Origin of the sequence: Kitasatospora terrestris (assembly GCF_039542905.1) — a bacterium.
Lineage (GTDB): Bacteria > Actinomycetota > Actinomycetes > Streptomycetales > Streptomycetaceae > Kitasatospora > Kitasatospora terrestris.
The window spans coordinates 4,553,602-4,579,766 of record NZ_BAABIS010000001.1 but is presented as its reverse complement, the minus strand read 5'-3'; the positions used below and the strand labels follow the sequence as shown (position 1 = coordinate 4,579,766).

The following is a 26,165-nucleotide window of genomic DNA, read 5'->3' as shown; positions in this document are numbered from 1 at the left end:
GGGCCGGGCCGGGCCGCGACGGGGAGGCGGGGACGATGGAGCTGGAGCGCGGCGGGGAGCCGGTGCCGGCGGTGAAGTTCGGTCTGGGCGCGGTGGTCGCCGCCGGGCTGGTGGGCATGGCGCTGTACGCGTCGGCGAGCGGGCACTGGGCGGCGGCGCTCGGCGGCGGGCTGATCGTCGCGGCGACGTTCACGGTCGGCGGCGGGCTGGTCGGCTTCCTCTTCGGGGTGCCCCGGCTGCTGACCAGCGGCGCGGCCGCGCACCCGGACGACCAGGGGGCCACCTCCACCGCCGGGTACGCCCCCAACACCAACCTGGAACAGGTCTCCGACTGGCTGACCAAGATCCTGCTCGGCGCCGGGCTCACCCAGATCGGCACCCTGCCGCACCGGCTGCGGGAGCTCGGCGAGTGGCTGTCCCCGGTGGTCGGCGGCGCGGCCGGCGACCGCGGCGGCGCCGCCGGGTTCGTCTCGGCGCTGGCCGTGTACTACACCGTGGTCGGCTTCGTGGCCGGCTGGCTGCTGACCCGGCTGCTGCTGGCCCGGGCGCTGACCGCCGCCGACCGGCAGACGCTCGCCGACTCGGTCGCCAAGACCGTGGTCGCGGCGCCCTCGCTGGGCTTCGGGCCGGAGCGCGTCCGCGAGCTCTTCGAGACCGGGGTGGAGGGGCTGCGGGTGCAGGCGCTCGCGCTGCTCCAGGGCGCGCCGGACGCGCGGAACGTCGACCTGATCACCCAGGCCATCGACCGGCACCTGTCGCCGTTCGAGCTGCTGCAGGCGCTGCTCGCCGCCAAGGCCGCCGCCGGGCTGCCGGACCTGGGCGAGGCCGACCGGGCCGCGCTGCGCTCGGCGGTCGCCTACAAGCTGCGCAACACCCGGACCGTCCCGCCGTACTCGCGCCGCCGGGCGGTGGCGGAGGACGTCCTCAAGCGGCTGCCGGAGACCGCGGCCGCGCCCGCTCTGATCCCCACCCAGGCGCAGGGCGAGGCCGAGGCCCTGATCCCCACCCAGGCGCAGGGCGGGGCCGAGGCTCTGGGCCGGATCCCGGCGCGGAACGGGGATCAGCCGGAGGCGGCGGCGAAGGACTGAGCCCGGGGCCTGCGGGCCTCCCGCGCCGGGGTGCGCAGGACCAGCAGGCGGTGCGGACGTGCCCCGGGCCGGGCCGCGGGCACCTCGCGCATCTCGGTGGCGATCCGGTGGCCGCCGAGGGCGGCGCGCAGGCCCGGCAGGTGGGGGCAGCGGCGGCCGGTGCCGTCGTGCAGCGGGTAGACCCGGACCTCGCCGCCGGGCCGGGTGACGCGCGCGAGTTCGAGCAGGGCGGCGAGCTGGGCCTGCGCGGAGAACACCTCGGGGTAGGCGAAGAGCAGGTAGGAGCTGAGGGTCAGCGCGAAGGTGCGGTCGGCGAACGGCAGGCGGGGCAGGGCGGCGGCGATGTAGCGCTCGGGGTGGGCGGCCCGGTCGGCGGTGAAGATCCGGCGGGCGCGGTCCCAGCTGCGCAGGTACTTCTCCGGGGAGCGCCGGTCGGCCGGCAGGTACCGCCCCGGGTCGGTGCGGGCGGCGGCCTCGGTGGCCCGCCGCCCGGCCCGGGCCAGCTCGGCGAGGACCGGGGGCGGCAGCGCGTACACCGGGTCGGCGGCGATCACCTCGCAGCCGAGCTGCCGGGCCTCGGCCGCCAGCCCGGCCGCGCCGCCCGGGCAGTCGAGCACCGGGCCGCCGACCGCACCCAGCCGACTGCGGGTCAGGCCGAAGAGCCGGCAGTACTCGTCGAGCGGACGGGAGGTGATCAGCGTCGGCGCCTGGTGGTCCATCACGCTCCTCGGGCGACTCGCGGGCGACCGCTTCATCGGACCACGGCCCGTCGGCCGCCGCACCCCGGACCGGGGCGGGGTGACCGCCGGTCAGCGGGCGCCGAGCAGGCCGCGTATCGCCAGGCGGCTGACGTTGGTGACGCCGCGGATGATCTGCGGGGTGAGCAGGACCAGCAGCACCCCGAGCAGGGAGACCCCGGCGATCTGCCACGGCTCGGTGACGTAGGCGTGGTGCTCGACGCCGGCGCGGTCCGTGTACTCGTAGAGCTGGTACCCGGGCCAGGGCGTGTAGCGGGCGAACACCCAGTGGTAGAGCGGGTAGAGCGCCAGCGACCAGCCGACCGTCAGGAAGACCACCGACAGCGTGAAGGAGAGGATCGCCCAGGGCAGCATCAGCACCTGGTAGAGCGCGGCGCGCCAGCCGGCGCCGTCGGCCAGCCGGGCGGTGACCGCACCCCAGAAGCCCTCGCGCTCGGGGCGGACGGCGGGCGGGGCGGTCACCTCGGTGTCGAGCATGGTGCGGGCCCGCTGCCGGTCCAGCGCGCCGAGGCCGCGGGCCAGGACCAGCAGCAGCGCCAGCACCGGCAGGCCCAGCGCCGTCACCACCAGGCCGAGGCCTGCGCCGAAGAGGGCCACGGTCACCACGAACCCGGCGATCGCCACCGGCAGGCCGGTGAGGGTGAAACCGAGCTCGCGGTAGGTGCTCGCGGCGAACGGGGCGCGCCAGAAGGCGGGCCGGTGCGGCCCGGCCGGGCGGGTGCGGAAGGTGTCGGCGCGGTGCAGCGTACTGGTCGTCATGTCGGGCCCCTCGGCGTCGTGACTGCTCACGGTGCAACGGTGCCCGAGCGGGGAGGGTCGGCGGAATGAAGCCTGCTGCCGACTTCGGGGTGGGGTTGTCCCCACCCCCTCAGGTGGTGCGGGCTGCCGCCCACTCCGGTTCGAGCAGGGAGTACTGGAGCGAGTCGCGCCAGCTCCCGCCGACCCGCAGCTCGTGCCGGATCCGGCCCTCCAGCCGGAAGCCGGCCCGCTCCACCACCCGCGCGGAGGCGGTGTTGTCCGGGTCGATGCGGGCGGCCAGCCGGTGCAGGCCGAGCGTCCGGAAGCCGAACCCGCAGAGCAGTTCGGTGATCTCGCCCGCGTACCCCCGGCCCCAGGTGTCCCGGCGCAGCGCGTACCCGACGAACGCGGCGGTGTCCCCGTCCCGGGTGAACGCCGCCTGCCCGATCGGCACCCCGCCCTCGCCGTCGTCCCCGGCGTCGGCGAGCGGCACCACCGCCAGGCGGTAGTAGGTGCGCGGCTCGCGCTCCGCCTCCTCCAGGTAGTGGCCGATCTGGTCGGCGCACTCCTCGACGCCGCGCGGCTCGAACGGCAGGTACCGGGCGGTCTGCGGGTCGCCGAAGACCGCGTGCAGCGCCTCGGCCTCCTCGGGCGTCTGCCGGTACTCGCGACAGATCAGGCGCGGTCCCGTCAGCCGGATGAGTTCCATGGGCCCCGACCCTACCGCCGCAGGTGAGCGGGGTCGGCGGAGCCGGTTACCGTACCTGGGTGACTGACGAGGACCTGCGGCTCAGCCCGCGCACCCGCACCGCCGAGCTGCTGGCCTGGGCCGGGGAGGAGGGCCGCCCGCCGGTGCCGGACGGGGCGCTGCGGACCGTGCTGACCCTGCTGGAGCTGGGCGGCGCCCGGCTGCACGACGGCTACCCCGAGCTGAACTCCGCCCAGCTGGAGCAACTGCTTTACGAGCGCCTGTACCTGTACGTGCAGCCGGTGGACGAGCCCGGGGCGTACGAGGCGTACGGCGAGGCCGTCCGGCTGCTGATCGACCGTCAGCGGGCGGCCCGCCGGCTGAACGCCAAGCGGTGGGAGCGGCTGCACGAGGAGGCGGAGTGGCAGGGCGAGGTGCTCTGCGGGCTGCTGCGCCGGGCCGACCTGGTCACCTGGCCGCGCCTGTACACCCTGCTGCTGCGGGCCGACGGGATCGACCCGGCGGACGGGGGCGCGGTGCGGGCTTGGCTGGACGGGTTCCGGGAGCTGCCGGAGGAGGAGCGGCTGGGGCGGTACGCGACCGCGCCCGGACTGGTGGCGGCCGAGGGCCAGGAGGAGTGGGACGCGGCGCGGCTGCTGCTGGTCGGCATGGCGACGGACGGCGCGCGGCGGCTGCTGGAGCAGGGGCTGATGCAGCGCAGCTACCGGAACCTGGCGGAGCTGACCGCGCGCGGGCTGCCGATGCCGGAGGAGCTGGCCGGGGACTTCGACGGGTTCGAGGCCGCGGTGGAGGCGGAGGCGCTGCGGCTGTACGGGGAGTGGACGAGCCCGGGGCTGGCGGCGCTGCTGGTGGCGGAGTACCCGGACCTGGCGCCGGAGCCGGGCCCCGGGGACATCGAGGCCTACCTCGCGGAGCGGGACGAGCCCGGCGAGGGCTGAGCCGGGAGCGGGCCGGACGGCACCGGACGGCGGCGGGTGGCCGCGCGGAGGGCGGAACCCGCGAGCGGTCCGGCGCCGTCCGGCCGGAGGGGCCCTGCGCACGGAGCGGACCGGGCCGGACAGAGCCTGCGCACGGAGCCGGTCAGGGCGGGCTCCGGGCCGGGTCCGACGGGCCGGGCGCGGGGAAGGGGCCGCGGCCCGGCTGCCGTCGGGAGCGGCTACGGGGTGAGGCCGTGCGATCCGAGCCAGGTGAGCGGGTCGATCGGGGCGGCGCCGTCGGGGCGGACCTCCAGGTGGAGGTGGGGACCGGTGACGCCGGTGACGTTGCCGGTGGCGCCGACGGTGCCGAGCACGGTGCCGGTGGTGACGGGGCCGGCCGGGGTGGTGATCCGGGCGAGGTGGCAGTACCAGAGCTCGGTGCCGTCGGGCAGGGTCTGGATCACCCGGTAGCCGTACGGGCCGGACCAGCCGGCGGAGGTGACGGTGCCGCCGGTGACGGCGGTGACCGGGGTGCCGGTGCGGGCGGCGAAGTCGAGGCCGGTGTGCAGGTGGGCCCAGTGCGCGCCGGCCTGGGCGAACTGCGCGGCGAGGCGGTAGCCGGTGACCGGCAGGGCGTGGTCGCCGAGGGGGACCGCGGCCTCCTGCGCGGCGCGCCTGGCCTCGGCCTCCTGGGCGGCGGCGATCCGGGCGGACTCGTCGGCGGCGGTGCGCCGGCCGTCGGCCTGCTGCTGGATGCGGGCGGCGAGGGCGAGTCCGGGGTCGGCGGACAGGACGGTCCCGGAGGCCTCGTCGGGGGCGGTGACGGAGGGGGCGGCGGGTGCGTCCGCGGCGTGGCCGGCCGGGGCGGCGGCGAAGCCGGTGGCGCCGAGCGCGGCGGTCATCGCGGTGACGCCGAGCAGCGGGCCGGTGCCGCGGGACTGCCGGGGCAGCCGGTGCCGGGTGTCGTGCCCGGTCGGGTGGTCGAGCAGGCTGGTGGCTGCGCCGGAGCTGTCAGCGGTCTGGGTGGACGCCACGGGGGCGCACTCCTTCCTTCCCTCTCGCCGACCGGGTTAGCTGACGGGTTCGGAGGTGGAAGGTCTCCTACGGCCGGTGGCCCGGGGGCCTGGCCGATTCACCCCAGGGAACGTGGTTCCCCGGCTCCTGGGCGCGCCCGCGAGGGGGCGGCCCGGTGGATTAGGCGACCGCGCGCGGTGCCGTGTGGGTACGGCGTTGCCGACCGCGCTGCGTTATCAAACGTTAATCCTATGGACCCCCTGTTTCCAAGCGTCTCGGGAGAGGCAGTGATGCCCTCCTGACGACCTGTGGGCGATTTGTGATGATTCGACGGGCCCGACGGAGGGGTTGACGGCTAAGGCTATTAGCCTTAGCTTTATGGCTAACAGCAATCGGCACCGCCGACGCACGCAGCCCGCAGGAGGCCCGCGATGAGCTCCACGACCACCCCCACCCGCTTCTTCGACGTCCCCGGCGGCCGGATCGCGTTCGACGACACCCCGGGCGAGGGACTGCCGGTCGTCCTGCTCCCGGGCATGCTCGACCAGCGGGCCGCCTACCGGCACCTGGTCCCGCTGCTCACCGCGGCCGGCCACCGGGTGATCACCATGGACCTGCGCGGCATGGGCGAGTCCTCGGCCGAGTTCGTCGACTACTCCCCGGCCGCGATCGCCGCCGACCTGCTCGCCCTGCTCGACCACCTGGGCATCGAGCGGGCCGTGCTGGCCGGCAGCTCGTACACCGGCGCGACCGTGGTGAAGGCGGCCGGGCTGGCGCCGGAGCGGGCGGCCGGCGTGGTGCTGATCGACGCGTTCATCGAGAACCTGCCGCTGAACGCCTTCCAGAAGGCGTTGTTCGGCGTGGTCGGCCCGGTGGTCAAGGCGTTCCCCGGGGTGTGGGGCACGCTGCAGAAGTTCTACTTCCCGACCGAGCGCCCGGCCGACTTCGACGCGTACCGGGCGGGCCTGTCGGCGATGCTGCGCGAGCCGCACCGCAAGGTCGCGCTGGCCGGTTACCTCTCCGGCGACTCGGCGCCGGTCGGCTGGTCGGCGGCGGTCCGGTGCCCGGCGCTGGTGCTGATGGGCACCGAGGACCCCGACTTCCCGGACCCGGAGCTGGTGGCCGACCGCCAGGCGGCGGCGCTGAACGGCCGCAAGGTGATGATCGAGGGCGGCGGCCACTACCCGATGGCCGGCCACCCGCAGGCCGTCGCCGCCGCGCTGCTCCCGTTCCTGGCGGAGGTCGCCTGATGCCCCGGGTCGGACTCACCCCCGCCGCCGTGGTCGACCGGGCGCTGGAGCTGGTCGACGAGCACGGTGTCCAGGAGCTCACGCTGGCCGCCGTGGCCGGCCGGGCCGGCGTGGCCACGCCCTCGCTGTACAAGCACGTCCCCGGCGGCCTGGCCGAGCTGCGCCGGCTGGTCGCCGTCCGGGTCACCGGCGAGCTGGCCGACCGGCTGGCGGACGCGGCGCTCGGCCGCTCCGGCGACGCGGCGGTGGCCGCGCTGATGGCGGCGTACGCGGCCTACGCCACCGAGCACCCGCGGCGGTACGCGGCGGTGCCGCAGGCGCCGCAGGAGGACGACCCGGAGCAGCTGGCGGCCGCCACCCGGCTGGTGGAGGTGGTGCTGCGGGTGCTGGCCGGCTACGGGCTGGACGGCGCGGAGGCGATCCACGCGACCCGGACGGTGCGGGCGATGGCACACGGGTTCGCCTCGCTCGCCACCGGCGGCGCGTTCCGACTGGCCGAGGACCGGGCGGTGACGCTGGACCGGATGACCCGGGTGCTCACCGAGGGCCTGCGCTCCTGGCCGTGAGCCGCGGGGCCCGGAGGCCGTGACCGATGCGCCGGACGGGCGTTGGGCAGGGCATGAAGAAGCGCTCGATGCTCGCCTTTGCCTCGCTCGCCGTCGGTGTGGTGGCCTCCCTGACCGCCCCCAGCGCGCACGCCGTCCCGCAGGTGCCCGCGGGCCCGCTGACCGACGCGATCACCGCCCCCGACCTGCCGCTCGGCCTCGACCGGGTCGAGACCGTCACCCCGGAGCTGCCCGACCTCCAGGCCTGAGGCCCGCGTACCGGCGCGCGCCTCCGGCAGGGGCGCGCGCCGGTACGTCTTCGGATTGCCTTCGATACCGTTCCGTCACCGTTCACGCGTAAGACTGTCAGCCCAGCGGGAAGTACTACAGTCGGGTCGACCCACGACCCGTCAGCTCACCCGGCGGCAGCACGGAGGACAGGAACGATGACGCAGACGGCGCAGCACACCGAGCCCGTCACCGGCCTGGTCCCGGCACCCCGCCGCCCGCTCGACCCGGAGCCCGCCCCGGCGGCCGAACCGCGCAGCACCCCGGTCGGTGAGCTCCGCCGGGCGTTCGCGGTGCTGCGCGGCCTGCGCACGCTGCGCCCGGTGGCGGCGCGCCCGCAGCCCGGCTACGGCGAGGTGGACGGGCAGTAACGGACGGGGGCCCGGCACGGGGAACGGCACGGGAACCCGGCCCGTCGACCCGCGCGGGAAGCGGCACAAGTACGACTATCCGGACATTCGGCGATAAATTGAGCTGAACCAGCGGATCGTCAGCGGCCTGTGCCCGCGTACCGGCGGAGGTGCCGTGCCCGCAGTCACCACCGTCGCCAGGAGGGCCGGCGCGCGGCTGCGCCGCAGCCCGCTCGGGCGGTGGCTGAGCCGGCTGCTGGACGGCGACCCGGCCGCCGAGCGGGCCGCGCTGGCCGTGCTGGTGGTGCTCTCGTCCACCCTCACCTGGCTGGCGATCCTGAAGCCCGATCTGTGCCCGCCGTCCGCGCTGGTCTTCCCGGTGATCCTCGGCGGCTACCTGCTGCACGTCCACCGGCAGTACCTGCTGATCGGCGCCGTCGCGCTCTGCCTGGTCGCCGACGGGCTGCTGCGGCAGCCGTACGGGGTGCGGCCGGGGTCGGTGCTGGTGATCGCGTCGGCGGCGGCGCTGGTGCTGGCCACCTCGCGCTACCGGACCCGGCTGGGCCTGCGCGGCCTGCGCGGCGACACCATGCTGGTCGAGCTCGCCGAGCACGCCCTGGCGCTCGGGCGGCTGCCCGACGGGCTGCTGGACTGGCGGTTCCACCAGGCGGTGTCGCCGGTGCGGGGCACGCTGTTCTCCGGTGACTTCCTGCTCGCCGCGCACCAGCCGGAGCGGGACCTGCTGGAGGTGGTCCTGGTGGACGTCTCCGGCAAGGGCAGCCGGGCGGCCGCCCGGTCGATACACCTGTCGGGGGCGTTCGCGACGCTGCTCGGCTCGGTGGAGCCGGAGCGGTTCCTGCCCGCCGCCAACGACTACCTGGCCAAGCTGGACTGGGAGGACGCCTTCGCCACCGCGGTGCACCTGGCGATCCGGCCGTCGGACGGGCGGTACCGGGTGTTCAACGCGGGGCACCCGCCGGCCGTGCAGTACTGCCGGGCCGGCGGCGGCAGCTGGCTGCGGGCGGGGGTCGGCGGCCCGGCGCTGGGGGTGCTGGCCTCCGTGCCGTACCCGCCGCAGCGGGGGCGCCTGGCGCTCGGGGACTCGCTGCTGCTGTACAGCGACGGGCTGGTGGAGGTCCCGGGCGAGGACATCGACGAGGGCATCGACCGGCTGCTGGCGGCCGCGGCGCCGCTGCTGCGGTACGGCGGGACCGGGGACCCGGCGCAGACGCTGGTGCGGACGGTGGCCCCGGACGTGCAGGACGACCGCTCGGTGATCGTGGTGCGCCGGCTGGGAGCGGGCGCCTGAGACCCGGTGGTTCGCAACCGGCCGGGTGAGCGATCTGTCAATAGGATGTTCAGCAACAGTGAAGGCGCACGCGGCGCGCGGCACGACCGGAAGGGCCTGGTACCGCCATGGACCTGACCTCGAACCGCCGCGCCACCCGGACCGAGCTGCGCTGCGTCCGGCTGCTGCTGCGCGCGTCGAGCGCGACCGAGCTGCTCGGGACGGTCCTGCTGGAGGGGCCGAGCTGGATCACCCGCGAGGGGTCCGCGCTCTACCTGCTGGACTCCGCCGGGATGCTGCGCCTGGCGGCCTCCGACAGCCTGCCGGAGTGGGCGCACGAACGCTACGGCGTGGTCGACCCGGCCGGCGACCTGCCGGCGGCACTGGCCCTGCGGCGGCGCGAGACGGTGCTGCTCAGCCCGGAGCAGACCAGCGCCGACTACCCGGACACCAACGCCGGCCGGGGCACCGGACTGGTCGCGCTGGCGGTGATGCCGCTGGTGGTGGACGGCGACCCGATCGGGGCGCTGGCGCTGGCGCTGGCCCACCGGGGCACCGTGCCGCGCCGCGACCTCGACACCCTGGAGACCCTCGCGGAGGCCTGCGCGACCCGGCTGTCGCACCTGATCGACCACGTGCACGCGGCCGCCGGCCCGGTGCCCGACGGCATCCGGGCCGAGCCGCGGCCGGTGGACCCCCAACTGCTGGCGCTGGCCGTGCGGGCGGCGGGGGCCGGGGCGTTCGAGCGGGACCTGGTGACCGGGGAGACCACCTGGGACGCCCGCGCCTACCAGGTGATCGGCCTGCCGCTGCCGGAGCGGCCCAGCGCCCAGGCGCCCGACCTGGCCCGGGTGGTGCACCCGGAGGACCTGCCCGACCTCCAGGCGGGGATGGCCGAGGCGCTGGCCGCCGGCGGCCCCTACCGGCTGAGCTACCGGGTGGTGCGGCCCGACGGGACGGTCGCGCGGGTGGACGAGTCGGGCGAGGTGATGCTGGACATCCACCAGCGGCCCGTCCGGGTGGCCGGGCTGCTGACCGACCGGGCCCGGGTGGAGCGGCCCGAGCCGGCCGCCGCGCCGCAGGGCGCGACGCCGACGGTGGGCGCCCGCACCGCGCTGCTGCTGGCGCTGACCCGGGCGCTGTCCCGGGCGGTCACGGTGCGCGAGGTGACCACGGCGCTGACCGACATAGCCCGGCCGGCCCTCGGCGCGGCCAGCGTGGTGCTGGACCTGGTGGACGAGGGCCGGCTGCTGCCGGTCTCCCCCGCGGTGTTCGGCGGGCCGTACCGCACCGAGCTGAACCGGCTGCACGAGCTGTCCTCCGGGGTGATGGAGCACGCGCTGAGCCGGGCCACCCCGCTGTTCAGCGAGCCGGGCGGGCGGGCCACCGGCAATCCGCTGGCCCCGGCGGCCTGGGCGGTGCTGCCGCTGGTGGCCTCCGGCCGGCAGGTCGGCTCCTGCCTGATCACCTTCGCCACCGAGCGGGTCTTCGGCCGCGAGGACCGCACCATGTACTCGGCCTTCGCCGGCATCCTGGCGCAGACCCTGGAGCGCGCCCGGCTGTACGACATCCACCACCACCGGGCGACCGAGCTGCAGCGCGCGATGCTGCCGCGCTCCCTGCCCCGGCTGCCCGGCGTGGCGTCGGCGGCCCGGTACCTGCCGTCCACCGAGGGCATGCAGATCGGCGGCGACTGGTACGACCTGCTGCGGCTGCCGGACGGCCGGGTCGGGCTGGTGATCGGCGACGTGCAGGGCCACAACGCCGAGGCCACCGCGGTGATGGGCCAGCTGCGCAGCGGGCTGCGGGCGTACGCCACGGACGGGCACGACCCGGCGGCGACGCTGGCCAGGACCAGCCGGCTGCTGGCGGAGCTGGACACCGACCTCTTCGCGACCTGCCTGTACCTGACGCTGGATCCGGCAGACGGGACGCTGCGCGGGGCGCGGGCCGGGCATCCGCCGCCGGTGCGGATCTCCGACGGGAAGGCGTCCGAGCTGGACCTGCCGGGCGGTCCGCCGCTCGGGGTGGAGCCGTGGGCGGAGTACCCGCTGGCGGTGGGTGGGCTGGCGGCCGGCGAGACGCTGCTGGCGTACACCGACGGCCTGGTCGAGGTCCGGGACGAGGACTACGACGAGTCGGTGCAGCGGATGCTGGGCGGGCTGGAGCTGTGGGCCCGGCAGACCGGCGAGCCGGTGCTGGGCGGTCCTGACGAGGCGTTGGACCGGCTGGCGGACCTGCTCACGCTGAACGTGACGGAGCGGAACTCGCGGCCGGACGACGTCGCGGTGCTGCTGCTGCACCGGCTGTCGACGGCCGGTGGGGACTGATCCGGCTCCCGGTACCCGTGTACCCCCCTGGGCTCGGTGTTCGCTACCGTGACTGGTTCATACAGCCGGATCGCGACATCACATGGGGGAAACGTGCGACCTGTCGATCCAGGGGGCTCGGGCGGTACCGGGTTCCGGGTGATGCCCGACGAGCTCGACGGCGCGGGCAACACCGCGCGGAGCACCGCCGAGCAGGTTCCGAACGAGACCTCGGGCGTCCTGGCCGCGTCCGACACCGCCGAGGGGGGCCTGCGCGGCTTCCTGACCGGCAGTGAGCTGAACTCCTGCACGGACGAGTGGAAGCGGCTGCTCGACGAGCTCTCCAAGGAGATGGACCGTCAGGGCGACAACCTGAAGCGGACCGCGGCGAACTACCGGAAGTCCGAGCAGGAGGCCTCGCGCGGCCTGTCCGGCGCCGGGGCGGGGAGGTGACCGTGGACGTCCCCACCCTCCGTGACGCCAAGCCGGACGACCTGTACCGGGCGGCCGACGCGTACGCCGACCTGTCGGCCAAGTTCGCGCAGCACGCGGGCATCTGGAAGGACGGCGTGGACACCCGGGTGCGCAACTCGGGCTGGACCGGCGACGCCGCGGACAGTGCCGAGCAGTCGCTGACCCGGACCACCGGGAAGCTGACGGCCGCCCAGATCGAGCTGGAACGGATCGCGCCGATCCTGCGCGAGGGCGCGGAGGCCTTCCTGATCGCCCAGGCGAAGCTGAAGGCCGCCCTGGACGAGGCGAAGGCGAACGGCTTCGACGTCGCGAACGACGGCGGGGTCTCCTGGCCGCCGCCCAGCCAGGCCGAGCGCCACGACCCGGACTTCCGCAACGACCGCCAGCAGCGCGGCACCGACCTGCGGGACCGGATCTCGCAGGCGCTGTCCGAGGCCGACCACGCCGACCAGGTCACCTCGGAGCGGCTGCGCCACTACACCGACAACGCGCGGACCGGCGACGGCCTCAAGACCGAGACCGCCTCGATGGACCTGAACAGCGCCGTGATGGACGCCGTGACCCCGTGGGGCGGTCCGGAGGACCTGGTCAAGGCCGGCATGCCCGGCCCGGACGCGCCGCCGACCGAGGTGAACTCCTGGTGGAAGGCGCTGCCCGAGTCGGAGCGGCAGCGGCTGATCCACAACTACCCGGACGAGATCGGCAACCGGAACGGCATCCCGACGGTCGACAAGGACCAGGCCAACCGGATCCACCTCGACCGGATGATCAAGAACATGGAGGGCCGCAAGGACCTCGACGACAACCAGAAGCGGCAGCTGGAGGGATTCCAGGCGGTCCGCAAGCGGCTGGACGACGACAAGGGCAAGCAGCCGCCGGTCTTCCTGATGGCGATCGACGACGAGGGCCAGGGCCGCGCCGCGATCTCCTACGGCAACCCGGACACCGCGGACGACGTGGTGGCCTACGTGCCGGGCCTGAACACCGAGGTGAAGAACATCGGTGGCGGCGACGGCAACCGGGCCCGCGACCTGTGGCAGTCGGCGCACGACGCGGACCCCACCCGGTCCACCGCCTCGATCGCCTGGCTCGGCTACGACGCGCCGCAGGCCGACGGCGTCAACGCGGAGAGCCTGGCGGTCAGCGGCCCGGAGCGCGGCCAGCAGGGCGGCAAGAACTACCAGGAGTTCCTGCAGGGCCTGCGGGCCTCGCACGAGGGGCAGCCGGCGCACGTCACCGCGCTGGGCCACTCGTACGGCTCGTTCACCGTGGGCCAGGCCGCGCAGCGGCCCGGCGGCATCCCGGCGGACGACATCATCCTGGTCGGCAGCCCGGGCACCGGCGCGCAGCACGCCTCGCAGCTCGGGGTCGACCCGAGCCACGTGTGGGTCGGCGCGGCCGAGAACGACCCGGTCAGCCACCTGCCGAGCCACGACGAGGCGAAGGGCATGGGGACCGGTGCCGCCATCGGCGGCGCGGTCGGCGGTCTGCCCGGCATGGTGGTCGGCGGTTTCATCGGCGACCAGATCGGCAAGTCGGACGACCCGCACGAGCTGTGGTTCGGGCAGGACCCGGCCAGCAACGACTTCGGCGCGCACCGCTTCGACGTCGACGACGGCCCGCTGGGCATGTCCTCGCACTCGGACTACTGGGACAGCGGCGACGGCCGGGACGGCCACTCGCTGCGGAACATGGGCAACATCGTCTCCGGCCACGGAGACCGGGTCTACGGACAGGACCGCCGATGAACGACTACGGACAGGCCCCGGTGACCGACCTGGGCACCGCCCGGGCGCAGATCGACGCCCTGCTGGACGGCACGCTGGCCGCGATCACCCCCGCGGTGGAGTGGGCGGACGGGCCGTACGTGGCCAGCGAGCACGACGACCCGTTCACCAAGGAGCCGGACGGCACGGCGCGGCTGGAGAAGCGGCGCTACCTGCTGACCCGGTTCGCCGCCGCCCGGTACGGCGCGCTGCTGGGCGTGGTGGAGCGGGAGTGGCAGGGCCGCGGCTGGCGGATCACCTCGATGGACCCGGACCCGGTGCTGCCGGACGTGCGGGCCGAGGCGCCGGGCGGCGCCACGGTGGAGCTGCGGGTCGGCCGCCCGGGCAACGTGACGCTGATCGCCCGGGTGCCCCGGGTGCCGGCGGTCGGCACCAGCTACCCGTTCGGCGGGGACAGCACGGTGCCGCTGCGGCCGGACGGCACGATCGACACCGTGCCGAGGTTCGACGACCCGTTCTGGTCCGCGTGACCGACTGATCTGGGGTGGGCCCCGGCCTCGGCCGGGGCCCACCGCTTCGAGGAGTTCGAGGTGGGAGTGGTTGTGAAGCTGCGGGTAGTGGGGGCGGTGGCGGCGGTGCTGCTGGGCGGTTCGCTCGCGGCCGGGTGCGCGTCCTCGGGCGGTGGCGGGTCCGCGGACCACGCGCTGGTGGAGATCGGCACCGCGCGGACCGAGATCGACGGGCTGCTGGACGGCACCACCAAGGCGGTCTCGCCCTCGCTGAAGTACGCGGACGACGCGTTCCAGGCACGGGCGCACGAGGACGGGGTGAGCCGGGAGGCGGACGGTTCGGCGCAGCTGACGCGCCGCCGGTACGTGCTGACCAAGGTGGCCCGGGGCAACCAGGCGAAGCTGCTGGAGAAGGTCCGGGAGTACTGGAAGGCGCAGGGGTACACGATCACCGAGAGCGCCTCGACCTTCGAGGCGGGGGCCCGCACCGAGGACGGGGTCGGGATCACGGTGAGCATCGGCGCGCCGGGCAACGTGACGATCAGTGCGAACGCCTGGGTGAAGGACCCGAAGTCGGAGCAGCCGTTCGGGGCCGCCCCGAGTCCGCTGCCCACCAAGGCGGACGGAACGGTCGACACCATGCCGAAGTACGACGACCCGGAGTGGTCGCGCTGACCTCCGCAGGGGCGTTGACGTGGTCAGATCAGCCAAAGGATGGGCTGTTCATACGCTCGTAGGATCACCACCCTAGAATTCGCCGCGTGACGATGACTCAGTGGTGCGCGGTGGCCGCCGGATTGCTCACCGTTCTCTCGTTGGCGGCCGCCGCGCGCTACCGCGCCGTCACCGCGACCCTGCGCGAGCGGCTCGCCGAGCAGGAGCACCGGCTCGCCACCGCCACCGGCCGGCTCGACGCCGAACTGGCCCGCCGCGGCGCCGAGACCGCCGCCGCGCAGCACGAGCAGGAGCTCAACGCCGCCACCCGGCGGGCCTTCCTCAGCGTCGCCCGGCGCATCCTGGTGATGGCCCACGACCAGCAGGCCGGGCTGGACGAGATGGAGCGCACCCACGACGACCCGGCGCTGCTCGACGGCCTGCTCAAGGCCGACCACGCCGCCGCCCAACAGGCCCGGCTGGCCCAGACGCTGGCCGTGCTGTGCGGCGCCCGGGCCGGCCGGCACTGGCCCGAGCCGGTCGCGCTGGAGGACGTGGTGCGCGGCGCGCAGTCCCGGATCCTGCCGTTCCAGCGGGTCGTGGTGCGCAGCCGGGTGGAGTCCGCGGTGGTCGGCGCGGCCGCCGAGGCGCTGATCCACGCGGTCGCCGAGCTGCTCGACAACGCCACCCGCTACTCCCCGCCCAGCACCCAGGTGTTCGTCACCCTGATGCCGGTGCACAACGGCGCGGTGATCGAGATCGACGACTGCGGCGTGGGCATGCCCGAGCAGGCGGTGGAGAAGGCCGCGGTCGCCCTGGCGGGCGGCGGCACCCTGGAGGTCTCCCGGCTGGGCGAGGTCCCGCAGCTCGGCCTCGCCGCGGTCGGGCGGCTCGCCGAGCAGTACGGCTTCCGGGTCACGCTCTCCTCCGCGCCCTCGCCGTACGGCGGCGTGCGGGTGGTCGTCCTGCTGCCCAACGCGCTGCTCACCGACGTCCTGCCGGGCAGCGGCGGTCCGGCCGGGCCGCCGCTGCCGGCGCCCGAGCGCGACCCGGCGATGGACCGGGACTTCGGGTACGGCCCCGGCGCCGACCGCTCGCTGTTCGAGCGCCCGGCCGAGCGGCCGCTGCCCCGGCGGCAGGCCACCGAGCGGTCGGCGGCCGAACCGCCCGCCGCCGAGCGGCCCGCCGGCCCCCCGGCCGGCGGCGAGCTCCCCCGGCGGGCCAACCGGCGCGCCGCCGCGCCGGCCGCCCGGCGCACCCCCGCGGCCGGTGCCCCCGCGCCGGAGCGCTCCGCCAGGGAGGCCCAGGCCTTCATGGCGCTGTTCCAGGCCGGTACCGCCAGCGGACGCTCGGCGGCCCGGCAGCACCAGATCGACCCCGACGCTTCGCCCGCTTCCCCCCAACTTCCCCAGCGCTCCGGAGAGTTCCATGACCACCAACCCTGATCTCGGCTGGCTGCTGACCGACATCGTCACCGTCCCCGAGGTGCAGCACGCCGTCGTGGTGTCCAACGACGGCCTGGAGATCGGCCGCAGCGAGCGGATCGGCCGCGACGACGCCGAGCGGCTGGCCGCCGCCTGCTCCGGTCTGCAGTCGCTGGCCCGCGGGGTGGCCCAGGGCTTCGGCGGGCGGCAGAGCGCCACCCGGCAGATCATCATCGAGTACGGCGGCGGCTACCTGTTCATCGTCGCGGCCGGGGCGGGCGCCCACCTCGCGGTGGTGACCAGCGAGGCGGTGGACGCCGGCCTGGTCGCCTACCAGATGCAGGTGCTGGTGGAGCGGATCGGCACCCACCTGACCAGCCCGCCGCGGGTCGAGCACCCGGCCGGGGAGCTCCGGTGAGCCGGGGGCCGGTCCGGCCGTACGTGATCACCGGGGGGCGCAGCCGGCCCAGCCGGAACGTGCTGGCCCTGGAGAGCCTGGTCAGCGCCGTCCCCGGCATCAGTCCGGAGCCGGACGCGCTCAACCGGGAGCAGCAGGCGATCCTGGCGATCTGCCGGCGGCTGCTGTCCGTCGCCGAGATCGCCGCCCATCTCGGCCTGCCGATCAGCGTGGTGAAGGTGCTGATCGGCGATCTCTGGGACCTCGGCGCCGTCCAGGTGGTCCCGCCCGTCCCGCAGGCCGAGCGCCTGCCCACCACTCTTCTGGAAGAGGTGCTCGTTGGCCTCCGCCAACTCCGCTGAGCCGTCCTACCTGCCGCCCACCGTCCAGGGCGCGGTGAAGATCCTGGTCACCGGCCCGTTCGGGGTCGGCAAGACGACCCTGGTCGGCTCCCTCAGCGAGATCTCCCCGCTGCGCACCGAGGAGACCATGACCGCCGCCGGCGTCGGCGTGGACGACCTCTCCGGGCGCCCGGAGAAGACCACCACCACGGTCGCCCTGGACTTCGGCCGGATCACGCTCAACTCCCGTCTGGCGCTGTACCTGTTCGGCACCCCCGGGCAGCAGCGTTTCTGGCCGCTGTGGGAGGACCTGTCGCGCGGGGCGCTCGGCGCGATCGCGCTGGTCGACACCCGGCGGATCGACGAGTCCTTCGACGTGCTGGGCCAGTTGGAGGAACAGGGCATCCCGTTCGCGGTCGCCGTCAACCTCTTCCCGGACACCCCCCGGTACCCGGAGGAGGAGCTGCGCGCCGCCCTCGACCTGCTGCCCGAGGTGCCGATCCTGCAGTGCGACGCCCGCAACCGGCGGGCCGCGTACGACGTCCTGATCGACTTCGTCGACCACCTGCACTCCACCGCCGTCCTGGAGCTCGCCCGATGACGACCGGCCCCACCCCCGACCAGGCACTGGTGCCGCCGCCCGGCTGCCCAGCGCACCGGGGCGCCACCCCGGCCACCACCCCGCTGTACGGCCCGGTGGTCGCCGACGACCCGCACGGCCTGTACGCCCGGCTGCGCGAGCAGCACGGCCCGGTCGCCCCGATCGAACTGGAGCCCGGGGTCGAGGCCTGGCTGGTCCTCGGCTACCCCGAACTGCTCGAACTCACCCGCAACGAGCAGCTGTTCTCCAAGGACTCGCGCCGCTGGCGGGTCCCCCGCGAGGGCCGTCTGCGCAGCGACTCGCGGCTGCTGCCGATGACCGCCTGGCGGCCCACCCTGCTCAACCTGGACGGCGCCGAGCACCAGCGGCTGCGCGCCGCCGTCTCCGACACCCTCTCCCGGATCGACCACCGGCAGCTGCGCGAGACCACCGAGCAGGCCGCCGACGCGCTGATCGACAGCTGGGGTCCGGACGGCACCGCCGACCTGATCGCCCAGTACGCGCGCAAGCTCCCGCTGCTGGTGTTCACCCGGCTGCTCGGCCTGCCGGCCGAGACGGGCCCCCACCTGATCGAGCTGATCAGCCACTTCGTGGACAGCAGTGAGAAGTCGGTCCGGGCCAACGCCGAGTTCCAGGCGATCCTGGTCGACCTGGTGCGGCAGCGGCGCGAGCGGCCGGGCGCCGACCTGACCAGCTGGCTGCTCGCCCACCACGCCGGGCTCAGCGACGAGGAGGCCGTCCACCACCTGGTGGTGATCCTGGTCGCCGGCAACGAGACCACCATCAACTGGACCGGCAACACGCTGCGGCTGCTGCTCACCGACCGGCGCTTCCGGGCCACCCTGGCGGGCGGCCGGCTGACCGTCTCCGACGCGCTCGACGAAGTGCTGTGGCGCGACCCGCCGACCCAGAACTTCCCCGGCCGGTGGGCGACCTCGGACACCGTCCTGGGCGGCCAGTACATCAGCGCGGGCGACATGCTGGTGCTCGGCCTGGCCGCCGCCAACGCCGACCCGGTGGTCCACGGCGGCGCGGGCGGGGACGGCCTCGCGGGGAACCGGGCGCACCTCGCCTGGGGTGCCGGACGGCACGTCTGCCCCGCGCAGTCGCCCGCCCGGCTGATCGTCGAGACCGCCGTCGAGACGCTGCTGCACCGGCTGCCCGACCTCCAACTGGCGGTGCCGGGCCACGAACTGGCCTGGCGGCCGTCCCCGTGGTCGCGGGCGCTGGTCGCCCTCCCGGTGCTGTACAGCGCGTTCACCCCGCCCCGCGCGGCCGCTCCTTCTCCCGAGAGGTCCCCATGGACACCGACACCGCAGACCGGCCCGTCAGACTCGACCCCTTCGGCCGCGACCAGCACGCCGAGAACGCCCGACTCCGCGAAGCCGGGCCCGCGGTCCTGGTGGAACTCCCTGGCGGGGTGGTGGTCTGGGCGATAACCCACCACGACACCCTCCAGGAGCTGCTCGCCGACCCCCGGGTCGGCAAGAACGCCCAGTTGTGGACGACCTTCCGGGAGGGGCGGCTGCCGGAGGGCTGGCCGCTGCTCAACTTCGTCACCGTGCCGGGCATGGTCACCGCCGACGGCGCCGACCACCGGCGGCTGCGCTCCCTGGTCACCCAGGCCTTCACCCCCCGCCGGATCGCCGAGCTGGCGCCGGCGGTCGAGCGGCGGGCGGCCGAACTGCTCGACGGGCTCGCCGGCCTGGAGGGCGGGTTCGACCTGCGCGAGCACTTCGCGTACCCGCTGCCGATGTGGGTGATCGGCTCGCTGCTCGGGCTGGAGCAGGAACAGCAGGACGCCCTGCACGAGCTGTCCAACACGCTGGTCAGCAGCTCGGCGACGCCGCAGGCCGCGATCGCCGCGCAGCAGGGCCTGTACGCGCTGCTCGGCTCGGTCGTCGCGGCCAAGCGGGAACGCCCCGGCGACGACCTGACGAGCGACCTGATCGCCGCCCGGGAGGCCGGCGACCGGCTCAGCGAGCAGGAACTGGTCGGCACCCTGCTGCTGATGCTGGTCGCCGGGCACGAGACCACGCTCAACCTGATCACCAACGCGGTGCGGGCGCTGCTCGCCCACCCGGCCCAGCTGAAGCTGGTGCTGGACGGCGCCGCGGACTGGTCGGCGGTGGTGGAGGAGACCCTGCGGTACGACTCGCCCGTCGGGCAGTTCCCGCTGCGGTACGCGAGCGAGGACATCCCGGTCGGCGACGTGGTAATCCGCCGCGGGGAGGCACTGCTCGCCTCGTACGCGGCCGCCGGGCGGGACTCCGGGCACCACCCGGACGCCGACGCCTTCGACATCACCCGGGAGGGGACGCGGCACCTGTCCTTCGGGCACGGGCCGCACTTCTGCCTCGGTGCCGGGCTCGCCCGGCTGGAGGCGGAGACCGCGCTGCGGGGGCTGTTCGGGCGGTACCCGGGCCTGCGTCCGGTGGACGGCGCGCAGGCGGAGCCGATCGCCTCGTTCGTCAGCAACAGCGTGCGGAAGCTGATGGTCCGGGTCGACTGATCGGCGCAACGGGGGTGACCGGGCGGGCGGCGCGGTCGTTGGTACGGCCATGAAGAGGACCACGGCGCTCGCCGCACTCACCATGGCCGGACTCGCCATGTCCGCCGCCCCCGCCGCCGCCCTCCCGGGCGGCGCGCCGACGGGGCTGTCCGGCCTCGGCCACGGCCTGTCCTCCGCCCATGGCGTCGACACCCCGGCCGGGACGATGGACGGCGCGGGCTTCTTCGGGTCGACGGTCTCCACGACCGACCTGTGCCACAAGGACCTGGAGCAGTACCCGGTCGTCGGCCCGCTCGCCGACCGCACCACGGGCGCGTGCGACGCGATCGGCGAGACGGTGGACCACCCCCCGACGTTCTGACCGCTCCCGGCGGGACCCGCGACGAGCGGGGCCGCCGCCGCGGGCTTCCCGCCGACCGGGCCGAAGGCGCCTGCGGCGGGCCAAGTACCCGACGGGATCCGCGACGAGCGGACCGCCGCCGCAGGCAACCCGGCGTTCTGAAGACGCCTGCGGCGGGCGAAGTGCCCGGTGCCCGGCGGGATCCGCGACGGGCGGGCCGCCGCTGCGGGCAACCCGGCGTTCTGACGACGCCTGCGGCGGGCGAAGTGCCCGGTGCCCGGCGGGATCCGCGACGGGCGGGCCGCCGCCGCAGGCATCCGGCCGACCGGGCCGAAGGCGCCTGCGGCAGGCCAGCTGCCCGGCGGGGATCGCGACGAGCAGGCCGCCGCCGCAGGCATCCGGCCGACCGGGCCGAAGGCGCCTGTGGCGGGCCAGGTGCCCGACGGGATCCGTGACGAGCAGGCCGCCGCTGCGGGCAACCCGGCGTTCTGACGACGCCTGCGGCGGGCGAAGTGCCCGATGCCCGGCGGGATCCGCGACGAGCGGGCCGCCGCCGCAGGCATCCGGCCGACCGCGCCGAAGGCGCCTGCGGCGGGCCAGGTGCCCGGCGGGATCCGCGACGAGCGGGCCGGCGCCGCAGGCGTTCCGGCGTGGGGGTCCGGACGGCGGGTCCTAGCCGAACAGGGCGTTGAGCTCCGCGTAGTCGAGGCCGCCGGCGAGGGTGTCGTAGGTGCCGGTGGTGTAGATCTCGGTGGCGGCGTCGCGGACGGCGGCGTAGGCCGACTTGGCGAGGGCGGGGCCGAGGCTGATCCGGGCGACGCCGAGGGCGGCGAGGGCGGCCACGGTCGGGGAGCCCGGTCCGGCGAGGACGTTGAGCGGGGCGGGGATCTCGCGGGCGAGGACGGCGATCACCTCCGGGTCGGCGACGCCGGGGACGAACACGCCGTCCGCGCCGGCCGCGAGGAAGGCCTTGGCGCGGGTCAGCGCCTCGTCCAGCCGTCCCTCCGCCGGGCCGACCGCGCGCAGGAAGACGTCGGTCCGGGCGTTGAGGAAGAGCGGGATCCCAGCCGTTTCGGCGGCGGCGCGGGCCGCCGCGACCCGGTCCGCGGCGTCGGCGAGCGGCCGGACGCCCGGCCCGGCGGCGTCCTCCAGGTTGAGGCCGACCGCGCCGGTGGCGAGCAGGGCGGTGACGGTGTCGCCGACCCCGGCCGGGGTGTCCGCGTAGCCGCTCTCCAGGTCGACGGTGACCGGGAGCCCGGGGACGTTGGCGACGACGAGCGCGGCCTGGGCGAGTGCGAGGTCGCGGCCCAGCCGGTCGCCGTCGGGCACGCCGAGGGTCCAGGAGACGCTGGCGCTGGCGGTGGCGACGGCGGGTGCGCCGGCCGCGGCGACCAGCCGGGCGGTGGCGGCGTCCCAGACGTTGGCGAGCACCAGCGGGTCGCCGGGGCGGTGGAGTTCCCGCAGGCGGGCGGCGCGGTCGGACTGGCTGCTGAGGGTCATGGGTGTCACCCTGTCAGATCGGCCGGGGGGCTCAGGCGGTCTTCGGCGCGGGGCTGAGCCGGGAGGTGACGGCGATCCGGTTCCAGGAGTTGATCGCGACGATCATGCCGATCAGGTGGGCCAGCTCGCCCTGGTCGAACTCCTTGGCGGCGGCGTCGTAGACCTCGTCCGGCACGTGGTGGGTGGCGAGCAGGGTGACGGACTCGGTGAGGGCGAGGGCGGCGCGCTCGCGGGCGGTGAAGTAGGGGGTCTCCCGCCAGGCGGCGAGGGTGTGCAGGCGGTGCTCCTGCTCGCCGAGCCGGCGGGCGTCGGTGGCGTGCATGTCCAGGCAGAAGGCGCAGCCGTTCAGCTGGGAGGCGCGGACCTTGACCAGTTCGGTGATCAGCGGGTCGTGGAACCCGGCCTTGGCGGCCTGCTCCAGCGCGCGCATCGCGGCGTAGAACTCGGGGGCCTGCTCGGGCAGCGAGATGCGCTGGACGGGGGCGGGGACGAGGGCGTGGTCGCTCATGGCATCCACCGTAGGTGCGAGGTGGCCCGCCGGTGTGGTTCATTTGCCGTATGGGATCCTGGGCCACTTTCGGCGGCGACCTGCACCTCGACCTGTCGGCCGGCCGGTCGCGCGGGCTGGGCGTCCGGGCGGCGCTGGAGGACGCGCTGCGCTGCGCCGTCCGGGAGGGCCGGCTGCCCGCCGGGACGCGGCTGCCGTCCTCCCGGGCGCTCTCGGCGGACCTCGGGATCGCCCGGAACACCGTGGCGGAGGCGTACACCCAGTTGGTGGCGGAGGGCTGGCTGGCGTCCCGGCAGGGCTCGGGCACGGTGGTGGCGGAACGCGGGCCGCAGCCGGAGCCGCCGGCCGCGCCGCCGGCGGAGGCCGGTCCGGCGGCCGCCCGGCACGACCTGATGCCGGGCAGCCCGGACCTCTCGCAGTTCCCCCGGTCGGCGTGGCTGGCGGCGACCCGCCGGGCGCTGGCGTCCGCGCCGCACACCGCGTTCGGCTACGGCGACCCGCGGGGCCGGATCGAGCTGCGCCGGGCGCTGGCCGACTACCTGGCCCGGGTCCGCGGCGTGCGCACCGACCCGGACCGGCTGCTGGTGTGTTCGGGCTACACCCAGGGTCTCGGGCTGGTCTGCGCGGCGCTGCACGGGCGGGGTCTGCGCAGCGTGGCGGTGGAGGAGTACGGGCTGCCGCCGCAGCGCGCGGTGATCGCGGCCGCCGGGCTGACCGCGGTGCCGCTGCCGCTGGACGGCGACGGCGCCCGGACCGACCTGCTGCCCGCCACCGGGGCCGGCCTGGCGGTGCTCACCCCCGCCCACCAGTTCCCCACCGGCGCCGCGCTGCGGGCGGCCCGGCGGGCGGCCGCGGTGGCGTGGGCCCGGGCGTACGACGGGGTGGTGCTGGAGGACGACTACGACGGGGAGTTCCGCTACGACCGGCAGGCGGTCGGTGCGCTGCAGGCGCTCGACCCGGAGCGGGTGGTGTACGCGGGGACGGCCAGCAAGTCGCTGGCGCCGGGGGTGCGGCTGGGCTGGCTGGCGCTGCCGTCGGCGCTGGTGGAGCCGGTGCTGGAGCGCAAGCGGCTGGCGGACGGCCAGACCGGTGTGCTGGAGCAGCTCGCGCTCGCCGAGCTGATCACCTCGGGCGACTACGACCGGCACATCCGGCGCAGCCGGCTGCGCTACCGGCGGCGGCGCGACCAGTTGGTGGCCGCGCTGGCCCGGCGGGCGCCGCAGGTGCGGGTGACCGGGATCAACGCCGGGCTGCACGCGGTGCTGGAGCTGCCGTCCGGCGCGCCGGACGAGGCGGAGCTGCTGCGCCGGGCCGAGCGGGCCGGGGTGCGGCTGCACGCCCGGGGGTGGTGCCGGGCGGCCGGGGCGGACGGCCCGGCGGCGGGGTCGGCGCTGGTGATCGGGTTCGGCACGCCGTCGGACCACGCGTTCCCGGCCGCGCTGGAGGCGCTGTGCGCGCTGGTCGCGGCCTGACCCGCCGGGGGCGGGTCAGTGGCCGCGTCCGCCCAGTTCGAAGAGCAGGATGACGAAGCCGGCGAAGGCGTGCGTGGCGGCGATGTAGACGGTCGCCCGGATCCACACCCGCCGGTCGGTGCGGCGGCCGGCGTCGAGGGTCGGGGCGTGCGCCGCGGGTCGGGCGGGCGCGCTGGTGGTGGTGTCGGTCATCGGATCCTCCCGGGTCACAGTCGGGGTGCGTCGCCGAGGCAGAGTTCGCCGCCCGGGCTCTGCAGCAGGGTGTGGACGAAGATCAGTTCCAGCCGGTCGTCCGGGTCGGCGGCCGCGATGCAGTGCGGCGTGAGCGAGTCGAAGTGCGCGGAGTCGCCGGCCTCCAGCAGGTGGACGGCCTCGCCGAGGGTCAGCCGCATCCGGCCCCGGGTGACGTACAGCCACTCCTCGCCGGGGTGCACCCGCACCACCGCGTCCTGCACGCCCGGCGGGACGTGCACCCGCAGCGCCTGCATCGCCCGGCCGGGTGCCCCGGCCCGCCGGTAGCCCCAGCCGCCGGCCCGTCCGGGCTCGATGGAGCCGCCCCGGATCACCGGGTCCGGCTCGCCGGGCTGCTCGCCGAGCAGCCCGGAGACCGAGGTGCCGTACGCCCGGGCCAGGCCGAGCAGCACCGGCAGCGAGGGCTGCCGGCGCCCGGTCTCCAGCCGGGACAGATACGCTGGGGACAGCCCCACCCGGGTGGCGGCCGCCTCCAGCGTCAGCCGGCTGCTCAGCCGGTGCTCCCGCAGTCGCGCGCCCAGGCCCGCGACCTCCTGGTCGTCGCTCATGGGACCAGTCCACACCCGCCGTGCCGCCGGGGCAAGAAATTTGCCTCAGAGGCAAATCCCCCGCGCCCGGCGGCGGGCCGGCTCCCCCGGGTCAGCCCACCAGGACCGGCTTCCCGTCCTGCTGCTGCTCCTCCTCGGCCGGCCGGTCCGCGGCCGGGTGCGCGTCCCGGGCGGTGCGCCGCGGCAGGGCCGTCATCAGCGCGAACACCGCGAGCAGGCCGATCGCCACCCACCACATCGCGTGCTCGAAGGCGTCCACGAACACGCCCTCGACCATGCCTCGCCGGTCCACCACCCCGAAGAACGCCACCGAGGACAGACCCAGGCCGAGCGCCATGCCGAGCTGACCGGTGGTGTTGATCAGGCCGGACGCCGAACCGGCGTGCTCCTGCGGCACCTCGGACAGCACCGCGTCGGTCAACGGCGCCACGATCAGGCCCATGCCCAGGCCCATCACCACCAGCGGCAGCGCCATCTGCCACGGCGCGATGGCCGCGCCGTACCGGTCCGCCCCGGCCAGGTAGAGCAGCGCACCGGCCGACATCGTCAGCGCACCCGCCTGCAGCACCCGACGGCCGAACCGCGGCACCAGCTGCTGCACCGACAGGCCCGCCGCCAGCGACACCGCGATCGAGAACGGCACGCCCGTCAGACCGGCCTTCAGCGGGCTCCAGCCCAGGCCGAGCTGCATGTACAGCGTCCAGACCAGGAAGAACAGGCCGTTGGTCACGCCGAACAGCAGCTGCACGCCGATCCCGCCGGCGAAGCTGCGCACCCGGAACAGCGACAGCTCCACCAGCGGCGAACCGTCCCGCGCGGTCTTGTACCGCTCGTACCGGACGAAGCCCAGCAGCACCAGCACGCCGCCCGCCATCAGCAGGTGGCCCCAGAGCGGCCAGCCGTTCTCCCGGCCCTGGGTCAGCGGGTACAGCACCATCAGCAGGCCCGCGCCGACCAGCGCCATGCCCACCAGGTCCAGCTTCAGCGCCCGGGGCGCCCGCGACTCCTCGATGAAGCGGCGGCCGAGCAGCAGACCGGCGACCCCCACCGGCAGGTTCACCAGGAAGATCGGACGCCAGCCCAGGCCGAACAGGTCCCACTCGGTCAGCAGCGCGCCCACCAGCGGGCCCATCACCGCGCCCAGGCCCACCACCGCGCCGAACAGGCCGAACACCTTGCCCCGCTCGTGCGCCGGGAACCCCGCGTGGATGATCGACAGCACCTGCGGCACCATCAGCGCCGCCGTCGCGCCCTGCAGCACCCGGGCCGCCACCAGCAGGTCCGGGCTGCCGGCCAGGCCGCACAGCGCCGACGCCGCCGTGAAACCGCCGATGCCCAGCAGGAACAGCCGCTTGCGGCCGTAGATGTCACCCAGCCGGCCGCCCGTGATCAGGCCGACCGCGAACGCCAGCGCGTAGCCGGCCGTGATCCACTGCAGGGCGCTGAACGACGCGCCGGTGTCCTGCTGGATGCTCGGCATCGCGATGTTGACGATCGTGACGTCGACCAGGTCCATCAGGCTGGCCGTCATCACCACCGCCAGTGCCAACCAGCGCCTGCGGTCGTTGACTTCGGTGGACATGGCTCTCCCTGAGCTCGTGGAATCCCTTGGTTGCGAGAGCCACGCTAGGGGGCATACAGGTCAGATCCTG

Annotated in this window: 30 protein-coding genes and 1 riboswitch; of the genes, 21 read left to right on the top strand and 9 right to left on the bottom strand. The window is 75.4% G+C overall.

Annotated elements, in window-relative coordinates:
- The first annotated feature begins 35 nt into the window (after positions 1 to 35).
- Complete coding sequence (locus tag ABEB06_RS21195; protein ID WP_345698451.1) at positions 36 to 1,088, top strand: hypothetical protein; 1,053 nt, start codon at positions 36 to 38, stop codon at positions 1,086 to 1,088.
- On the opposite strand, the gene ABEB06_RS21190 is transcribed toward ABEB06_RS21195, so the two are convergent.
- The 3 genes from ABEB06_RS21190 to ABEB06_RS21180 form a co-directional block, all read right to left on the bottom strand.
- Positions 1,061 to 1,807, bottom strand: a complete 747-nt coding sequence (locus ABEB06_RS21190; protein WP_345698450.1) for a hypothetical protein — start codon at positions 1,805 to 1,807, stop codon at positions 1,061 to 1,063. The genes ABEB06_RS21195 and ABEB06_RS21190 overlap by 28 nt on opposite strands.
- A 90-nt stretch (positions 1,808 to 1,897) precedes the next feature.
- Positions 1,898 to 2,605 carry a sensor domain-containing protein gene (locus ABEB06_RS21185; RefSeq protein WP_345698449.1) on the bottom strand — a complete coding sequence of 236 codons (708 nt, stop codon included), beginning with the start codon at positions 2,603 to 2,605 and terminating at the stop codon, positions 1,898 to 1,900.
- A gap of 109 nt (positions 2,606 to 2,714) precedes the next feature.
- A complete protein-coding gene (locus tag ABEB06_RS21180; RefSeq protein WP_345698448.1) occupies positions 2,715 to 3,293 on the bottom strand; it encodes a GNAT family N-acetyltransferase in 579 nt (192 codons plus the stop codon).
- Between the two features lie 59 nt (positions 3,294 to 3,352).
- Here ABEB06_RS21180 and ABEB06_RS21175 point away from each other — a divergent pair, with 59 nt between their 5' ends.
- Positions 3,353 to 4,231 (top strand): hypothetical protein, encoded by an 879-nt coding sequence (locus ABEB06_RS21175; RefSeq protein WP_345698447.1) that lies wholly within the window; start codon positions 3,353 to 3,355, stop codon positions 4,229 to 4,231.
- 218 nt (positions 4,232 to 4,449) lie between these two features.
- Here the strand turns inward: ABEB06_RS21175 and ABEB06_RS21170 are convergent, their stop codons facing one another.
- A complete protein-coding gene (locus tag ABEB06_RS21170) occupies positions 4,450 to 5,244 on the bottom strand; it encodes a M23 family metallopeptidase (protein ID WP_345698446.1) in 795 nt (264 codons plus the stop codon).
- A gap of 10 nt (positions 5,245 to 5,254) precedes the next feature.
- Positions 5,255 to 5,388, bottom strand: a riboswitch (cyclic di-AMP (ydaO/yuaA leader).
- Positions 5,389 to 5,655: 267 nt separating this feature from the next.
- Here ABEB06_RS21170 and ABEB06_RS21165 point away from each other — a divergent pair.
- The 18 genes from ABEB06_RS21165 to ABEB06_RS21080 all read left to right on the top strand — a co-directional run bounded on the left by ABEB06_RS21165 (position 5,656) and on the right by ABEB06_RS21080 (position 20,725).
- Complete coding sequence (locus ABEB06_RS21165; RefSeq protein WP_345698445.1) at positions 5,656 to 6,474, top strand: alpha/beta fold hydrolase; 819 nt, start codon at positions 5,656 to 5,658, stop codon at positions 6,472 to 6,474.
- The gene (locus ABEB06_RS21160; RefSeq protein WP_345698444.1) at positions 6,474 to 7,040 is read left to right on the top strand and encodes a TetR-like C-terminal domain-containing protein; all 567 of its coding nucleotides are present in this window, start codon (positions 6,474 to 6,476) and stop codon (positions 7,038 to 7,040) included. Before ABEB06_RS21165 ends, ABEB06_RS21160 begins: the two co-directional genes overlap by 1 nt.
- Positions 7,041 to 7,108: 68 nt before the next feature.
- Positions 7,109 to 7,288, top strand: coding sequence for a hypothetical protein (locus tag ABEB06_RS21155; protein ID WP_345698443.1), 180 nt, complete (start codon positions 7,109 to 7,111; stop codon positions 7,286 to 7,288).
- Positions 7,289 to 7,465: 177 nt separating this feature from the next.
- On the top strand, positions 7,466 to 7,678 hold the full coding sequence (locus ABEB06_RS21150; RefSeq protein ID WP_345698442.1) for a hypothetical protein: 213 nt from the start codon (positions 7,466 to 7,468) through the stop codon (positions 7,676 to 7,678).
- A 154-nt stretch (positions 7,679 to 7,832) separates the two neighbouring features.
- Positions 7,833 to 8,966 (top strand): PP2C family protein-serine/threonine phosphatase, encoded by a 1,134-nt coding sequence (locus tag ABEB06_RS21145; protein WP_345698441.1) that lies wholly within the window; start codon positions 7,833 to 7,835, stop codon positions 8,964 to 8,966.
- A 107-nt stretch (positions 8,967 to 9,073) separates the two neighbouring features.
- On the top strand, positions 9,074 to 11,275 hold the full coding sequence (locus ABEB06_RS21140; RefSeq protein WP_345698440.1) for a SpoIIE family protein phosphatase: 2,202 nt from the start codon (positions 9,074 to 9,076) through the stop codon (positions 11,273 to 11,275).
- A 141-nt stretch (positions 11,276 to 11,416) separates the two neighbouring features.
- The gene (locus tag ABEB06_RS21135) at positions 11,417 to 11,707 is read left to right on the top strand and encodes a WXG100 family type VII secretion target (RefSeq protein WP_345698439.1); all 291 of its coding nucleotides are present in this window, start codon (positions 11,417 to 11,419) and stop codon (positions 11,705 to 11,707) included.
- A gap of 2 nt (positions 11,708 to 11,709) precedes the next feature.
- On the top strand, positions 11,710 to 13,476 hold the full coding sequence (locus ABEB06_RS21130) for an alpha/beta hydrolase (RefSeq protein WP_345698438.1): 1,767 nt from the start codon (positions 11,710 to 11,712) through the stop codon (positions 13,474 to 13,476).
- Positions 13,473 to 13,985 carry a hypothetical protein gene (locus ABEB06_RS21125; protein ID WP_345698437.1) on the top strand — a complete coding sequence of 171 codons (513 nt, stop codon included), beginning with the start codon at positions 13,473 to 13,475 and terminating at the stop codon, positions 13,983 to 13,985. Before ABEB06_RS21130 ends, ABEB06_RS21125 begins: the two co-directional genes overlap by 4 nt.
- Positions 13,986 to 14,045: 60 nt before the next feature.
- Positions 14,046 to 14,639: a hypothetical protein gene (locus tag ABEB06_RS21120; RefSeq protein WP_345698436.1), complete on the top strand. Its 594-nt coding sequence runs from the start codon at positions 14,046 to 14,048 to the stop codon at positions 14,637 to 14,639.
- A 92-nt stretch (positions 14,640 to 14,731) separates the two neighbouring features.
- On the top strand, positions 14,732 to 16,063 hold the full coding sequence (locus tag ABEB06_RS21115; protein ID WP_345701925.1) for an ATP-binding protein: 1,332 nt from the start codon (positions 14,732 to 14,734) through the stop codon (positions 16,061 to 16,063).
- Positions 16,047 to 16,460: a roadblock/LC7 domain-containing protein gene (locus ABEB06_RS21110; RefSeq protein WP_345698435.1), complete on the top strand. Its 414-nt coding sequence runs from the start codon at positions 16,047 to 16,049 to the stop codon at positions 16,458 to 16,460. Before ABEB06_RS21115 ends, ABEB06_RS21110 begins: the two co-directional genes overlap by 17 nt.
- Positions 16,457 to 16,801, top strand: a complete 345-nt coding sequence (locus ABEB06_RS21105; RefSeq protein ID WP_345698434.1) for a DUF742 domain-containing protein — start codon at positions 16,457 to 16,459, stop codon at positions 16,799 to 16,801. The genes ABEB06_RS21110 and ABEB06_RS21105 overlap by 4 nt, the downstream gene beginning before the upstream one ends.
- Complete coding sequence (locus ABEB06_RS21100; RefSeq protein ID WP_345698433.1) at positions 16,779 to 17,381, top strand: GTP-binding protein; 603 nt, start codon at positions 16,779 to 16,781, stop codon at positions 17,379 to 17,381. Before ABEB06_RS21105 ends, ABEB06_RS21100 begins: the two co-directional genes overlap by 23 nt.
- Positions 17,378 to 18,820, top strand: a complete 1,443-nt coding sequence (locus ABEB06_RS21095; protein WP_345698432.1) for a cytochrome P450 — start codon at positions 17,378 to 17,380, stop codon at positions 18,818 to 18,820. Before ABEB06_RS21100 ends, ABEB06_RS21095 begins: the two co-directional genes overlap by 4 nt.
- Positions 18,784 to 19,893 carry a cytochrome P450 family protein gene (locus tag ABEB06_RS21090; protein ID WP_345698431.1) on the top strand — a complete coding sequence of 370 codons (1,110 nt, stop codon included), beginning with the start codon at positions 18,784 to 18,786 and terminating at the stop codon, positions 19,891 to 19,893. The genes ABEB06_RS21095 and ABEB06_RS21090 overlap by 37 nt, the downstream gene beginning before the upstream one ends.
- A 49-nt stretch (positions 19,894 to 19,942) precedes the next feature.
- Entirely contained in the window at positions 19,943 to 20,254 is a 312-nt protein-coding gene (locus ABEB06_RS21085) for a hypothetical protein (protein ID WP_345698430.1), read from the top strand.
- 252 nt (positions 20,255 to 20,506) lie between these two features.
- Positions 20,507 to 20,725: a hypothetical protein gene (locus ABEB06_RS21080; RefSeq protein WP_345698429.1), complete on the top strand. Its 219-nt coding sequence runs from the start codon at positions 20,507 to 20,509 to the stop codon at positions 20,723 to 20,725.
- Positions 20,726 to 20,905: 180 nt separating this feature from the next.
- Here ABEB06_RS21080 and ABEB06_RS21075 read toward each other — a convergent pair whose 3' ends face one another.
- Positions 20,906 to 21,733, bottom strand: a complete 828-nt coding sequence (locus ABEB06_RS21075) for an isocitrate lyase/PEP mutase family protein (protein WP_345698428.1) — start codon at positions 21,731 to 21,733, stop codon at positions 20,906 to 20,908.
- 31 nt (positions 21,734 to 21,764) lie between these two features.
- Complete coding sequence (locus tag ABEB06_RS21070) at positions 21,765 to 22,241, bottom strand: carboxymuconolactone decarboxylase family protein (RefSeq protein ID WP_345698427.1); 477 nt, start codon at positions 22,239 to 22,241, stop codon at positions 21,765 to 21,767.
- Between the two features lie 50 nt (positions 22,242 to 22,291).
- Between ABEB06_RS21070 and pdxR the strand changes: the two genes are divergently transcribed.
- Positions 22,292 to 23,713, top strand: coding sequence for a MocR-like pyridoxine biosynthesis transcription factor PdxR (gene pdxR / locus ABEB06_RS21065; RefSeq protein ID WP_345698426.1), 1,422 nt, complete (start codon positions 22,292 to 22,294; stop codon positions 23,711 to 23,713).
- Between the two features lie 15 nt (positions 23,714 to 23,728).
- On the opposite strand, the gene ABEB06_RS21060 is transcribed toward pdxR, so the two are convergent.
- From ABEB06_RS21060 to ABEB06_RS21050, 3 genes are all read right to left on the bottom strand, one after another.
- Positions 23,729 to 23,905: a DUF6126 family protein gene (locus ABEB06_RS21060; RefSeq protein ID WP_345698425.1), complete on the bottom strand. Its 177-nt coding sequence runs from the start codon at positions 23,903 to 23,905 to the stop codon at positions 23,729 to 23,731.
- A 14-nt stretch (positions 23,906 to 23,919) separates the two neighbouring features.
- On the bottom strand, positions 23,920 to 24,513 hold the full coding sequence (locus tag ABEB06_RS21055; protein WP_345698424.1) for a helix-turn-helix domain-containing protein: 594 nt from the start codon (positions 24,511 to 24,513) through the stop codon (positions 23,920 to 23,922).
- A gap of 91 nt (positions 24,514 to 24,604) precedes the next feature.
- Positions 24,605 to 26,095: an MFS transporter gene (locus ABEB06_RS21050; protein ID WP_345698423.1), complete on the bottom strand. Its 1,491-nt coding sequence runs from the start codon at positions 26,093 to 26,095 to the stop codon at positions 24,605 to 24,607.
- Positions 26,096 to 26,165 lie beyond the last annotated feature (70 nt).

What these genes read in the sequence shown, in the direction of transcription:
- ABEB06_RS21125 (WP_345698437.1), top strand. Translation starts at nt 13,473, where the DNA reads ATGAACGACTACGGACAGGCCCCGGTGACCGACCTGGGCACCGCCCGG.
- ABEB06_RS21160 (WP_345698444.1), top strand. Translation starts at nt 6,474, where the DNA reads ATGCCCCGGGTCGGACTCACCCCCGCCGCCGTGGTCGACCGGGCGCTG.
- ABEB06_RS21075 (WP_345698428.1), bottom strand. Translation starts at nt 21,733, where the DNA reads ATGACCCTCAGCAGCCAGTCCGACCGCGCCGCCCGCCTGCGGGAACTC.
- ABEB06_RS21115 (WP_345701925.1), top strand. Translation starts at nt 14,732, where the DNA reads ATGACTCAGTGGTGCGCGGTGGCCGCCGGATTGCTCACCGTTCTCTCG.
- ABEB06_RS21055 (WP_345698424.1), bottom strand. Translation starts at nt 24,513, where the DNA reads ATGAGCGACGACCAGGAGGTCGCGGGCCTGGGCGCGCGACTGCGGGAG.
- ABEB06_RS21165 (WP_345698445.1), top strand. Translation starts at nt 5,656, where the DNA reads ATGAGCTCCACGACCACCCCCACCCGCTTCTTCGACGTCCCCGGCGGC.
- ABEB06_RS21070 (WP_345698427.1), bottom strand. Translation starts at nt 22,241, where the DNA reads ATGAGCGACCACGCCCTCGTCCCCGCCCCCGTCCAGCGCATCTCGCTG.
- ABEB06_RS21050 (WP_345698423.1), bottom strand. Translation starts at nt 26,095, where the DNA reads ATGTCCACCGAAGTCAACGACCGCAGGCGCTGGTTGGCACTGGCGGTG.
- ABEB06_RS21085 (WP_345698430.1), top strand. Translation starts at nt 19,943, where the DNA reads ATGAAGAGGACCACGGCGCTCGCCGCACTCACCATGGCCGGACTCGCC.
- ABEB06_RS21135 (WP_345698439.1), top strand. Translation starts at nt 11,417, where the DNA reads ATGCCCGACGAGCTCGACGGCGCGGGCAACACCGCGCGGAGCACCGCC.
- pdxR (WP_345698426.1), top strand. Translation starts at nt 22,292, where the DNA reads ATGGGATCCTGGGCCACTTTCGGCGGCGACCTGCACCTCGACCTGTCG.
- ABEB06_RS21155 (WP_345698443.1), top strand. Translation starts at nt 7,109, where the DNA reads ATGCTCGCCTTTGCCTCGCTCGCCGTCGGTGTGGTGGCCTCCCTGACC.
- ABEB06_RS21110 (WP_345698435.1), top strand. Translation starts at nt 16,047, where the DNA reads ATGACCACCAACCCTGATCTCGGCTGGCTGCTGACCGACATCGTCACC.
- ABEB06_RS21060 (WP_345698425.1), bottom strand. Translation starts at nt 23,905, where the DNA reads ATGACCGACACCACCACCAGCGCGCCCGCCCGACCCGCGGCGCACGCC.
- ABEB06_RS21185 (WP_345698449.1), bottom strand. Translation starts at nt 2,605, where the DNA reads ATGACGACCAGTACGCTGCACCGCGCCGACACCTTCCGCACCCGCCCG.
- ABEB06_RS21140 (WP_345698440.1), top strand. Translation starts at nt 9,074, where the DNA reads ATGGACCTGACCTCGAACCGCCGCGCCACCCGGACCGAGCTGCGCTGC.
- ABEB06_RS21180 (WP_345698448.1), bottom strand. Translation starts at nt 3,293, where the DNA reads ATGGAACTCATCCGGCTGACGGGACCGCGCCTGATCTGTCGCGAGTAC.
- ABEB06_RS21195 (WP_345698451.1), top strand. Translation starts at nt 36, where the DNA reads ATGGAGCTGGAGCGCGGCGGGGAGCCGGTGCCGGCGGTGAAGTTCGGT.
- ABEB06_RS21150 (WP_345698442.1), top strand. Translation starts at nt 7,466, where the DNA reads ATGACGCAGACGGCGCAGCACACCGAGCCCGTCACCGGCCTGGTCCCG.
- ABEB06_RS21190 (WP_345698450.1), bottom strand. Translation starts at nt 1,807, where the DNA reads ATGGACCACCAGGCGCCGACGCTGATCACCTCCCGTCCGCTCGACGAG.
- ABEB06_RS21095 (WP_345698432.1), top strand. Translation starts at nt 17,378, where the DNA reads ATGACGACCGGCCCCACCCCCGACCAGGCACTGGTGCCGCCGCCCGGC.